An 11,551-nucleotide genomic window follows, 5' to 3' on the forward strand; every position below is an offset into this window, starting at 1 on the left:
CGGCGGTAGCGGGCGAGCCGCGCGTGCTCGTCCTGCGCGGGGGCCTCCACCGGCCCGTCCGTGTCCAAGCGGAAACCTCCTGCTGTCGACGGCCCCCGGCCCGGCTCATCCGATCCGGACCACCCGGGCCCAGTCCGGCGGCGTGTCCGGCCGGTACTCGCCGTTGTTCTCGTCGTACCCGGCCGGCCGCCGGAACAGGCCCACCACCGTACGGCAGGACGGCGGGACCGCCGGCCACGGCGTCTGCCCGTCCGTCAGCACCACCACGACGTCCGGCCGCGGCCTGGTCCGCAGTGCCGCCGCGAAGCCCGTCCGCAGGTCCGTGCCCCCGCCGCCGACCAGCGGGATGCCCGCCGCCCGGCAGAGCGCCCCGGCGGCCTGGAGGGCGGCGTCGCAGGACAGCACGGTGACCAGGTCGTGCCGGCCGCCGACCGCCCGGCCGATCGCCGCGACCTCCAGCAGCGCACTGCCCAGCTCCTGGTCGGAGACCGAGCCGGAGGTGTCGATCACCACCGACACCCGGGGCGGACGCCGCCGCAGGCTCGGCAGCACCACGCCCGCGAGCCCGACCGAGCGGCGGGCCGGACGGCCGTAGCTGTAGTCCCCGCCCGCGCCCGGCCCCGACACCGCCGAGCGCATCGCCGCGCCCAGCAACTGCCGCCACGGCTGCGGCGGGTGGAACGCCTCCTCGGCCCAGCGCCGCCAGCCCGCCGGGGCGTTCCCCGGGCGGCCCCGGATGCCCTCGGCGACCCGGAAGCGCACGGCGTCCTGCTCCTGGACCGTCAGCCCGTGGGCGCCGTCCGGGCCCAGCTCCCAGGGGCGGTCCACGCCGTCGGCACCGCTGCCGCAGTCCAGCCAGGCCAGGCTCAGATGGCGCAGGTCGAAGCCGAAGCCGCGGACGTACTCCTCCATCAGCCGGCCCTCCGGCAGGTCGAGGGCCTTGGGCGTCAGCGCGCCCGCCGGCGTGACCAGGCCGTCCCCGAAGGCATCGTCGTTGATCTCGCAGTCGGCGGCGATGTTCATCCGCAGCCGGTCCGCGGGGCCCTGGAAGCCGAGTTCGCGGGCCAGGCGGTCGCTGCGGCCGTGGTGGTCGCGCAGCAGGTGCGAGACCTCGTGCACCCAGACCGAGGCGAGGTCCTCCACCGGGGTGCGCTCGACGAAGCCGGGCGAGGCGTAGCAGCGCCAGTGGCGGTCCACGCTCATGGTCGGCACCTGCCGGGACTCCACCAGGTGCAGGGCGAACAGTGCCGTCGCCAGGTAGGGGCGGGCCCGGACGGCCTGCAGCCGGGCGGCGTACAGCTTGTCGAGGTCCAGCGGGCGGAGGTCCGGCGGGGCGGGGGTCGGGCCGGCCGGCCGGCGGGCGGTCAGTGGCTGGCCGCGCCGGCGGACGTCCAGCGGGGTGGCGGCGGGCCGGGCGCTCCAGCCGGTGTCCGGCGGCGTGGCGTCCGGAGGAGTGGTGCCCGGCGACGTGGCGTCCGGGGACGTGGTGCCCGTGCTCATCGGCCGGCCGTCACGTCGCTCCGGGCGGCGACGCGCACGGCGGCGCGGTCGGCCCGCCGGGACAGCGCCACCGTCGAGGCCAGGTGCTCGATCGCCGCCGGGACCTCCCAGTCCTCCCGGCGCAGCGAGGCCAGAGTGGTGGCCGGGACGACCAGCACGTCCGGCGCGCCGGTCTCCATCGCCCGCACCATCAGCGCCCAGGCCGCGTCCCACCGGGCCCGTTCCGGCCGGTTGCGCACCGCGGCCACCACCCCGTCCAGCACCACCTGGCGCAGGTCCCCGCGCTCGGGCAGCACCGCGCCGGCAGGGTCGGCGAGCAGCTGCTCGGGGTCCGGCAGGTCCATCCGGTCCATGCTCGCCATCAGCTCCAGCCCGGGACCGTCCCCGACGGTGCCCCGGACCAGCAGCGACAGCACCTCCCGGGAGGAGCCGGCCGCGGTGGCGAAGGCGATCAGCCGCAGCGTCATGTCCCAGCTGCGCGGGGACGGCCAGGCCCCGCCGCGCTTGGTCTCGGTGGTGGGCATCCGGTGCACCAACTCCGGCCGCACGGTGAGCAGTTCGCAGACCGCCCGGCGGGCGAGCGCGACCGCCGCCGACAGCTCCGCCGGATCGAGCCGCGGCAGGGTGGCGACCGGCCACACCCCGCCGAGTCCGCGCACCACCACCTCGTGGTCGTGCACCCACTGCAGATGGACGAACCGGTTCGCCAGCGGCGGGCTCAGCTCCCACCCGTCGGCCGCCGAGGACCGTGGGTTCGCCGCGGCCACGATCCGTACGCCCGGCGGCAGTTGGAGCGCACCGATGCGCCGCTCCAGGACCAGCCGGAGCAGCGCGGCCTGGACGGCGGGCGGCGCGGTGGACAGCTCGTCCAGGAACAGCAGCCCGCGCCCGGCCCGGACGAGCCGCACCGCCCAGTCCGGCGGGGCCAGCGGGACGCCCTGCTGCGCCGGGTCGTCGCCGACGATGGGCAGGCCGGAGAAGTCCGAGGGCTCGTGGACGCTGGCGATGACGGTGGTCAGCGGCAGGTCCAGGGCGTCGGCGAGCTGGTTGAGGGCGGCGGTCTTGCCGATGCCCGGTTCGCCCCAGAGCAGTACGGGCAGGTCGGCGGCCACGGCGAGGGTGAGTGCCTCCAGTTGGTCGTCGGAGCGGGGTTCGGTGCGGGTGTCGCCGAGCAGGTCGAGCAGTTGGCGGGCGACGTCGAGCCGGGCGTGGGTGGACGTGGACGTGGACGTGGACGTGAGTGTGGACGTGGACGTGAGCATGGGCATGGGCATGGGCATGGGTGATCACCTCGGGAAGTCGGAAGTCAGTGGGTGCGCGCGGGTTGTGACCGGCCTCGTGCGTGCGGCGGGCCTTCAGTGAGCGTTCAGCGGGCGGCGATGCGGGGCGGCCGCGGGAACGGGTAGGTGTGCCGGCGGGGCATGCCGAACCGGTAGAGGTCGTAGGAGGTCCAGCTCTCCACGGCCTTGGCCCGCCGGTCGAGGGTCAGACCGGACCGGTAGAGGCCGTAGGCGACCCTGCGCTCCGCCGCCGCCGCGAGTTCGTCCCGCAGCGGCCCCTCGCGCAGCGCCGCCCGCGGGCCGAGCAGACCCTCCAGTACGGCCAGCGCGCCGGCGGTGTCGCCGTGGTTCAACCGGTCGCGCACGCCGGTCAGTTCGGCCGGATCGCGGTGCGCCTGGTCGATCGCGCGCAGACAGGGCAGCGGGGTGCCGGACAGGGCGACCAGCAGCTCCTCGCGGCGCAGCTGGGCCGGATCGTGGTCGAGCGCGGTCAGCACCCCGTCGACCACCGCGATCCGGTGCCGGGCGCCGCGACACTCCACCACCCTTTGCCCGGGCGGTGGTTCGGGCTCCCGTACGGGACGGTGTCCGGGCGCCAGCGCGGCCGCGACCAGCGGATGCAGCCGGTCCGGTGTGAGCGCCCCGCTGCGAAGCAGGTCGACGTCGGGCGGCACCCAGGTCGCCGCGTCGGGCAGCAGCGGCAGCGCCCGGACGTCCCCGATGGCCTCCTCGACGCGGGTGCCAGGTCCGAGTACCAGCCGTCGCTGCCGCCCGAGCCGCACCGTGACGGGCCCGGGTGGGAGCCCCTCGGCGCGCCGCAGCAACTCGGCCTCGGCGGCCCAGCGGTCGGCGGCGAGGCGCAGCCCGTGCGGGCCGATTCCGTTGTGCGGCTGGTCAGTTGGCGGGCCGACGCCGGACCGCAGCGCCAACTCCCCGCTGCGCCCGGCGTCCCAGAGGTGCCGGTGCAGGTCGAGCCGGTAGCGGCGGCTGGGGCGCGGACGGGGGTGCGGGGCGGAGCCGGGATCGGAGCCGTCCCACAGTGCCAGGCTGATCCGCTGTCCGTACTCCGCCCAGGCGGGCGGCGTGCGGACCACCAGGTGCACCGGCCGTTCGCCCGGGTAGCGGGCCAGCGGCACGGTCAGGCCGGCGCGCAGCAGCCCGTCGGGCGCGGTTCTGGGCAGGTGCCAGCGCAGCAGGTCCGGCGCCAGGTGGCGCAGGTCCTCGCGTACCCGGTCGGCCAGTTGCCGTCCGTGGGTGCGCGAGACGTCCCGCAGCCGGAAGTCGACCTCGACGTGGGCGGCCGCGCAGGCCCCGGCCCAGTCACCGGCCAGTCGGCGCTCGGTGGCGGTTTCGATCATGGAGGGCGGCACGGCGTACTCGCGTACGCGCCGCCAGAGGGTGAAGCGGGAGGTGTCCTCGTTCGCGGGGTGGGTGAGCATCAGCACTCACCTTGTGCGAACGGGACCTCCGATCCGAGAGCAGCGAAAGTCTTCATCGCCGGGGAGCATAGCGCCTGCCGCCGCCGCTTCGCCACACCCTTTCCGGGCGCGCGGCCCGCCGTCCACGGCCCGCCCGAGGACTGCAGGAGAGCAGGTCGAAGCCGGTGGTTCGGGGCGGATCCGAGGCGATCCTGCCGACTGACAGCCCCTACTCGGCTCTTCCATTTGCCTAAGGCACCTAGGCAACACCATACTCTTCATAGGAAGCAGTGCGAGGAGGGGCAGCCATGGCACGAGCAGGGCCGAACGCCGAACCCGTGCTGCCCGCGGGCGCCGAACCCGCCGAACCCGCCGACCTCGCCCCCTCCCAGCCGGTGCGACTGCTCGGCAGCTCCGCAGCCCTGCACTCCGTCCCGCCGAACGAAGAAGCGCCATGATCAGCACACCCGTCACCGAGTCCCTCCTGCACGGCCACCTGGACACCGAGCACACCGGCCGCGGTCTGCTCCCGCACCGACTGCCCGCCCGCGCCCGCCGGCAGATCCCCGACGAACAGCTCGCGATGGCCGAGTCGCAGCCCTCCGGCGTCCGCCTGGTCTTCCGCACCCGCGCCACCACGCTGGCACTCCACACCATCCCCACCAAGCGCGCCTATCCGGGCGTGCCCAACCTGCCCGACGGCGTCTACGACCTCCTCGTCGACGGCCGGCCGCAAGCCCGGGCCACCGTCCCCGGCGGCAACCTGCGCACCGTCGACCTCGCCACCGGTCGCACCACCCTCACCGAAGGCCCGCCCGGCACCGCCCACTTCACCGGCCTGCCCGCCCACGACAAGACCGTCGAGATCTGGCTCCCGCACACCGAGACCACCGAACTCATCGCCCTCGACTCCGACGCACCCCTCACTCCCGTACCCGTCGCCCACCGCAACCGCTGGCTGCACCACGGAAGTTCGATCAGTCATGGCTCCAACGCCACCCATCCCACCGGGACGTGGCCCGCCCTCGCGGCCCGCGCCGCCGGCCTCGACCTCACCAACCTCGGCTTCGGCGGCGGCGCCCTGCTCGACCCCTTCACCGCCCGCACCATCCGCGACACCCCCGCCGACCGGATCAGCCTCAAACTCGGCATCAACCTCGTCAACGCCGACGTGATGCGCCTGCGCGCCTTCACCCCGGCCGTCCACGGCTTCCTCGACACCATCCGCGACGGCCACCCCACCACCCCGCTCCTGGTCGTCTCCCCGCTCCTCTGCCCCATCCAGGAACACACCCCCGGCCCCCTCGCCCCCGACTTCACCACCGGCACCCTCCGCTTCCGCGCCACCGGCGAACCCGCCCCCGGCCGCCTCACCCTCACGGTGATCCGCGACGAACTCGCCCGCATCATCGAAGCCCGCACCGCCGACGGCGACCCCGACCTCCACTACCTGGACGGCCGCGCCCTCTACGGCGAGACCGACCACGACACCCACCCCCTCCCCGACGCCCTCCACCCCTCCCCGGAAGCCCACCGCCTGATCGCCACCCGCTTCACCCACCTCGCCTTCGGCCCGGGCGCACCCCTGGCGGTGTGACGGCGGCGGCTGAGGGAGGAGCATCGCGCGGACGGCGGAGCCGGCGTACGACTCCTCGGTGTGGCCCTGCCGGTGTACCAGGACCGGCCGCCCCGGCCGACCTGGCACCAGGTGGTGGGGTGGTCGCCCATCCGGTCGGGGCCCGGGCCGTAGCTGCACTCGTCGACGGAGGCGAGGACGTGGACGGTGTTCCTGGGGTCGATGCGGACGGTGCACCACTCGTCCGACCTGCTCCAGGCAGGCGGGTCTGGGCGCCGATGCGTTCTGCGGGGCCTACCGGCAGGCCTTCGAGACCGCCCTGGCCGCGCTGGGTCCGGTCACGGTGCAGGAGCTGACCCGGGCGCAGACGCCCAGCGGCCTGTACGAACGTTCGGGACATCCTCGGCCCGGCCCCGCCGCAGCATCCGGCTCACCACCGCGCTCTGAGTAGTTCAGCCGTGCCCACTGCCGGCCCGTCAAGTCCCCGTGCGCCACGCCGTGATCATCGCCGTTCGAGATCCGCTTTCGTGCAGACCCTAGTCGCCGAACGCGGCCACGTACGACGCCACCCATGGTGCCGGTGTGGCGGGCGAGGTCACGACGTGGCCGTCGACGGTCATCAGCGGATCGAACGGCACCTGTAGCAACCGGTCGGGCAGCGACCCGGCGAATTGCTCGGCCGGGATCAGCGTCCAGGCCTCCCCGCCTCGGCTCACCTCGAACGCCGCGTTGAGCAGGTCCCCGGCGGGCGGACGCGACGGGGCCGTGGGCAGGGCAGCGAGGATCGCGTCGTGCAGCGGCGGGTCACTGTCCCGGGCGGGCAGGTAGAGGCCGTGCGGGTCGAGGTCGTGCAGGCTGACCGTGGGCTTGCCGACGGCCGGGTGTTCGCGGGAGAGCACCGCGTGCAGAGGCTCGGACCAGGCGGGCGTCACCGTCAGCGTCGTGGATGCCAGGGTGCCGCGAACCAGCGCCAGGTCCAGCTCGCCGTCGCGGACGGCGTCGAGGCGTGCGGTCACCGGAAGGACGACCAGTCTCGGCTCGGCGCGGCGTTCGCTCTCGCGCAGGCGGGCCAGAGCGCGGTCCAGTCGCGGGGTGATGCAGGAAGCCACCCCGATCCGCAGTCCGGCCACCGACTCCCCGGCCACCACCCGTACCCGCGCCGCGGCGGCCAGGGCCTCCCGGGCGGCAGCGAGAACGCGTTCGCCGGCCGGGGTGAGCCGGACTCGCCGTGAGTTGCGCTCAAGCAGACGAACGCCGAGCTCGCGCTCCAGCCGGGCGATCTGCTGACTGACCGCCGGCTGCACGATCTGCAGCCGCTCGGCCGCACGGCCGAAGTGCAACTCCTCGGCGACGGTCACGAAGTATCGCAGCGCTCGCAGCTCCACACCGTCGAACCTATCACGCGATGTGATCGCTGCAGGGAGTCTCTGATCATTGTTCGCGCAGGTCAAACCGGCTGTGATGGGTCATAAGCAGCCCGCCGCAGCGAGTCTGGACGCCGGATGTCGCAGCGCGTGGGCAGACCTGAACGGAGAAGACACGTGAGCACCTCGACCCTCGGCATTATCGGCACCGGCGCGGTCGGCGCAGCGCTCGCCCGCCGCGCCGTCGACGCCGGCCTCGACGTCGTGCTGAGCAACTCGCGCGGCCCGCAGACCCTGGCCGGCCTCGTCGACGACCTCGGCCCGCGGGCGCACGCGGCCACCCCGGCCGAGGCAGCGCTGGCCGCCGAACTGGTCATCACGGCCGTGCCATTGACCGCCCACAAGCAACTGCCCCACGCGGAGCTCGCCGGTAAGACCGTCATCGACCCGATGAACTACGCCCCGCTGAGGCCCGAATGGGAGATTCCGGAACTCGACAGCAACGAGCTGACCTCCAGCGAGCTGGTCCAGCGCCACCTCGTCGGAGCCCGGGTGGTCAAGGCCTTGCACAACATCGGCCCCAGGCAACTGCTGGACCTGTTCCGGCCCGCCGACGCCCACGATCGCACCGCCCTGCCGCTGTCCGGCGACGACCCGGCAGCCAGGGAAGAGGCCATCGCCCTCCTGGACGTCCTCGGCTTCGACGCGGTGGACCTCGGCACACTGGCGGAGAGCTGGCGCAGCGAACCCAATACCCCGCTCTACGCCATCCCGTACGTGGGACAGCTACCGGCCGGCCTCACCACCGTGCCGGACGTAGTGGCCTGGGCCCAGGCAGCGCCGGGCGTGCCCGTACCTGCCGCCCGCGTCAAGGAACTGGCCGCCGCCGCGGTCCGGGGGCCCGCAGGATTTCGGATGTAGCGGGATCGCACCGCCGACAGCGAGCGTCAGCGGCCTCGCAGGGCTCAGGATGCGCCAGCTGTGGCAGGCCTCGTCCGGGGCGCAGCCGTGTTCCTCGCACCACGCTCTGAGTTGAGCGGAAAGATCCAAAAGAGAGGGCTGGCAGGGATCAGAGCGGGTTGGCCGCGAGCAGGCCGATCCCGAGCGGCGTGAGGGAGTGGATGACACGCTGTCCGTCCCGGATGGACGTGATCATCCCACTCCCGCGCAAGGTAGCCGTGTGCTGGGAAGCCGCAGGAGCGCTCACCCCGAGCCTGACGGCCAGTTCGGTGGTGGTGCAGCCCGTGCCGATCGCCCGCAGTGCGGCGGCCTTCCCCTTGCCGACGAGCGCCGTCAGCCCGTCCACGTGAACGGGCGGCGGCTGGACGGTCTCCGAAGCGGTGTATGCGAAGAGCGGCTGCTGCCACGGGCTGGCGATGGCCGGGGAGACCATGCCGCCGAGGAGCAGGTTCGGGGACAGGACGAATCCGGCCTCGGCCGTACGCTCCAGGTCCACCGGAACCTCCGGCGCCGGACCCCACAGGGTGAGTTCGAAGCGTGTCGGGTCGCTGAAGGCCGGGTGGATTCCGGTCAGCATCCGGCCTGTTCCCTACTCGCCCACAACGCCCCGGCGCATGCAGATGTCGGCGTTGAGCAGCTTGACCATGTCGGGCCAGTCGTCGGCCAGGCAGGCCCTGTACAGGGCATGCAGCCCGTGTAACAGGCGGTTCATCTGCGCGGTGCCGCCCTCGAGCAGTTGCGCGACGGGCCTCGGCACGGGCCCCAAATTCGGCGTACCGGGCCAGTTCTCCGCGCAACTGCTCGGCGCCGACCGAGCCGATGACGTCGAGTTCGTCGCCGATCGAGATGCCACCGGCGGCCAGCGGCATCGGCGGAGTCAGGAAGTCCGGGAGGTAGAGCGGGTTGGCCGTGATCAGCTCGATCAGCGGCCAGGCCCGGGCCGGCACCCGGGAGCGGACCGCGCGCCACCACCGCCGCGCCGGAAGCGGGGCCCCGCTGTCCTGCTGGAGCCCGATCAGCAGGTGCTGGACCGGTGAGATCGCGAACCGCACATTGGCCAAGTCCCGTGCCGCAAACGCCACAGCCACCCGCATGCCGCCGCTCCCGGCTCGCTTAAGGCCCGAGCTTAGAGGCTGTCCGTCCTCGGACAGGGCGACCAGCATCTACCCCAGACGCCGCTACGGCTAGAACCCGAAGGGAACAAGCATGGGCATGCGCATAGGTAAGAAGACCAGGTTTGGCCTGGCCGCCACATTCGGCACGGCCGCCCTCATCGCACTCGGCGCCAACCCGGCCTTCGCTCAGGAGGGCAACTTCACCATCGGCAGCGGCTCCTGCGTGGCCATCGAGGAGATCCAGCTCCAGTGGGTCGACGGTGGCTGGCACGACGCCATGGAGAACAACCCGATCCAGGCCTCGGCGACGGACCCGTACTGGTGCCTCTTCACCCTGACCGACAACGGCACCGAGGTCTGGCGCTCCTCCGGCGCCGGGTCCAACTGGTGGCCTGACGGCCCCGGGCACAGCATGCAGGCGTGCGCCGACCGTTGGTACAACGGCACCCGCCTGAGCCACAGCTGCGGTCCGGTCAACTAGTAGTACTTCGTTAACTTGTATTGATCTTGGTCGGCGTGTCGGGCATCCTGGTCGGCGTGAACTTGGGGGAGATTGAGCAACTCCGTGGCGAGTTGGCTGCGTTCGTGGCTGAGGTGTTCGCATCGGTGCCGCGGAAGGACACGCGCGGGTGGGGTGACTGCTACCTGCGCGGGTTGATGCTGGACGGTCGCAGGAAGTCGATCCAGCCGATGGCCGAGCGGCTGCCGGACGGCGACATGCAGGCCCTGCAGCAGTTCGTGAACCAGTCGCCGTGGGATCACGCGGCGGTGCTGCGGGCCGTGGCCGTCAAGACGGTTCCGGTGGTCGACCCTGTGGTGTGGGTGATCGACGACGTGTCGTTTCCCAAGGACGGGCGGATGTCGGTCGGGGTGGCCCGCCAGTGGTGCGGGGCGTTGGGCAAGCAGTCGAACTGCCAGGTGGGGGTGAGTCTGCATGCCGCCTCCGACACCGCGTCCGTGCCGGTCTCCTGGCGCCTGTTCGTTCCCGCCGAGTGGCAGGACGACGCTGAACGCCGGGCGCGGACCGACATGCCGGAGGAGGTCGGGCACCGGGAGAAGTGGCGCCTGGCCCTGGACCTGATCGACGAGGCGATCGCCTGGGGTCTGGAGCCGAAGGTGATCGTCGCCGACGCCGGCTACGGCCAGATCACCGCGTTCCGCCACGGCCTGGCCGAACGCGGGCTGGACTACGTCGTCGCGGTCCGCTCCGACGAGTCCGCGCACCCCCACGACGCACTCCCCACCGCCCCGAACTGGAGCGGGAACGGCCGCAAACCCGCGCCCCGCTACCGGACCAAGGCCGGCTCATTGCAGGCCCTGGCCACCGACGGCGGGCGCAAGACCTTCCGCCAGGCCGCCTGGCGCCGAGGCTCCAAGGGCCCGATGCGCTCCCGCTTCCGGGTGCTCACAGTCCGGCCGGCGGGCGTCGCAACCCGCACCCACACCATGGCCCGCGCCGGCGGAGCGGCCGCCTGGGACGGCGTCCTGCCCGAGACCACCTTGCTCAGCGAATGGCCCACCGGCGAGAAGGCACCCACCGAGTACTGGCTGACCAGCCTCCCCACCGATACCCCGACCCGACACCTCGTCCGGCTCGCCAAGATGCGCTGGCGCATCGAGCACGACTACCGCGAGATGAAGCACGGCCTCGGGCTGGACCACTTCGAAGGCCGGACCTGGCGCGGTTGGCACCACCACGTCACGCTCGTCACCGCCGCCCACGCCTTCCTCACCCTCCGCCGCCTCGACCCAAAAGCCCAAGCGCCGGCCTGACCCTCTACCAGGTCCTCGACCAACTCCAGGACCTGCTGAGCTGCTGGACCGGTGTCTGCCGCACCTGTCAACGCCCGCTTCCCACGCGGAAGTCCACAAGCCGAACACGACAGCCCACCCCGACCTAACGAAGTACTACTAGTACTCCGGCAGGACTTCGCCGTTCGGCCTGTTCAGAGGCCAAACGGCGAAGTCCTGCCGGAGCATTGGTACCGCGGGCGTGGCCGGCGGCTCGTTCCGGCCGTTGTCGGCCGGGTCTTCGAGGGTCCGGATTCCGTCGCCCGGGCTTACCGCTGCCTGGAGGGCGGCGCCCGGGCCGGCAGGATCGTCGTCAGCGTCACCGGCTGACCCCCGCCCGCCCAAGGCCCTATCCACCTAAGGCCCCGGGAGCCCTGAGGCCCTGGAGGTTCGGGGCGTCAGGGCTTCGGGGGTGTCGGTGGTGTCAGGGGCAGTCGTGGGCCTCGGCGTCGGCGGCGGCCACGACCGCGGACAGTAGTCCTGGGAACCGTTCCTCCAGTTCCTCGGTGCGCAGTGTGTTCATCTTGGTGGTGCCCACGTAGTACTG

Annotated in this window: 11 protein-coding genes and 1 pseudogene; 5 read left to right on the forward strand and 7 right to left on the reverse strand. The window is 72.9% G+C overall.

Annotated elements, in window-relative coordinates:
- Positions 1 to 105 precede the first annotated feature (105 nt).
- The 3 genes from BG452_RS20215 to BG452_RS20225 form a co-directional block, all read right to left on the reverse strand.
- A complete protein-coding gene (locus tag BG452_RS20215) occupies positions 106 to 1,500 on the reverse strand; it encodes a DUF2201 family putative metallopeptidase (protein WP_188305742.1) in 1,395 nt (464 codons plus the stop codon).
- Positions 1,497 to 2,762 carry an AAA family ATPase gene (locus tag BG452_RS20220; protein WP_188305751.1) on the reverse strand — a complete coding sequence of 422 codons (1,266 nt, stop codon included), beginning with the start codon at positions 2,760 to 2,762 and terminating at the stop codon, positions 1,497 to 1,499. The genes BG452_RS20215 and BG452_RS20220 overlap by 4 nt, the downstream gene beginning before the upstream one ends.
- A 104-nt stretch (positions 2,763 to 2,866) precedes the next feature.
- Positions 2,867 to 4,219 carry a hypothetical protein gene (locus tag BG452_RS20225; protein WP_188305743.1) on the reverse strand — a complete coding sequence of 451 codons (1,353 nt, stop codon included), beginning with the start codon at positions 4,217 to 4,219 and terminating at the stop codon, positions 2,867 to 2,869.
- 287 nt (positions 4,220 to 4,506) lie between these two features.
- Between BG452_RS20225 and BG452_RS20230 the strand changes: the two genes are divergently transcribed.
- Together BG452_RS20230 and BG452_RS20235 are read left to right on the forward strand one after the other, a co-directional pair.
- Positions 4,507 to 4,656, forward strand: coding sequence for a hypothetical protein (locus tag BG452_RS20230; RefSeq protein WP_188305744.1), 150 nt, complete (start codon positions 4,507 to 4,509; stop codon positions 4,654 to 4,656).
- Positions 4,653 to 5,795, forward strand: a complete 1,143-nt coding sequence (locus BG452_RS20235) for a GDSL-type esterase/lipase family protein (RefSeq protein WP_188305745.1) — start codon at positions 4,653 to 4,655, stop codon at positions 5,793 to 5,795. Before BG452_RS20230 ends, BG452_RS20235 begins: the two co-directional genes overlap by 4 nt.
- An 80-nt stretch (positions 5,796 to 5,875) precedes the next feature.
- Here BG452_RS20235 and BG452_RS48125 read toward each other — a convergent pair.
- Both BG452_RS48125 and BG452_RS20245 read right to left on the reverse strand, forming a co-directional pair.
- Positions 5,876 to 6,025, reverse strand: a pseudogene (locus BG452_RS48125) (glycosyl hydrolase); the annotation flags it as partial.
- A gap of 285 nt (positions 6,026 to 6,310) precedes the next feature.
- Positions 6,311 to 7,159: a LysR family transcriptional regulator gene (locus BG452_RS20245; RefSeq protein WP_188305746.1), complete on the reverse strand. Its 849-nt coding sequence runs from the start codon at positions 7,157 to 7,159 to the stop codon at positions 6,311 to 6,313.
- Positions 7,160 to 7,276: 117 nt separating this feature from the next.
- Between BG452_RS20245 and BG452_RS20250 the strand changes: the two genes are divergently transcribed.
- Entirely contained in the window at positions 7,277 to 8,059 is a 783-nt protein-coding gene (locus tag BG452_RS20250) for an NADPH-dependent F420 reductase (protein ID WP_188305747.1), read from the forward strand.
- A gap of 148 nt (positions 8,060 to 8,207) precedes the next feature.
- On the opposite strand, the gene BG452_RS20255 is transcribed toward BG452_RS20250, so the two are convergent.
- Together BG452_RS20255 and BG452_RS47170 are read right to left on the reverse strand one after the other, a co-directional pair.
- Complete coding sequence (locus BG452_RS20255) at positions 8,208 to 8,675, reverse strand: ArsR/SmtB family transcription factor (RefSeq protein WP_188305748.1); 468 nt, start codon at positions 8,673 to 8,675, stop codon at positions 8,208 to 8,210.
- 12 nt (positions 8,676 to 8,687) lie between these two features.
- Positions 8,688 to 8,810: a hypothetical protein gene (locus BG452_RS47170; RefSeq protein ID WP_262986028.1), complete on the reverse strand. Its 123-nt coding sequence runs from the start codon at positions 8,808 to 8,810 to the stop codon at positions 8,688 to 8,690.
- Positions 8,811 to 9,310: 500 nt separating this feature from the next.
- Between BG452_RS47170 and BG452_RS20260 the strand changes: the two genes are divergently transcribed.
- Both BG452_RS20260 and BG452_RS20265 read left to right on the forward strand, forming a co-directional pair.
- Complete coding sequence (locus BG452_RS20260; protein WP_188305749.1) at positions 9,311 to 9,694, forward strand: hypothetical protein; 384 nt, start codon at positions 9,311 to 9,313, stop codon at positions 9,692 to 9,694.
- Between the two features lie 56 nt (positions 9,695 to 9,750).
- Entirely contained in the window at positions 9,751 to 10,986 is a 1,236-nt protein-coding gene (locus tag BG452_RS20265; RefSeq protein ID WP_188305750.1) for an IS701 family transposase, read from the forward strand.
- The last annotated feature ends 565 nt before the right edge of the window (positions 10,987 to 11,551 follow it).

The organism is Streptomyces sp. CBMA123 (genome assembly GCF_014596465.1).
GTDB lineage: Bacteria > Actinomycetota > Actinomycetes > Streptomycetales > Streptomycetaceae > Kitasatospora.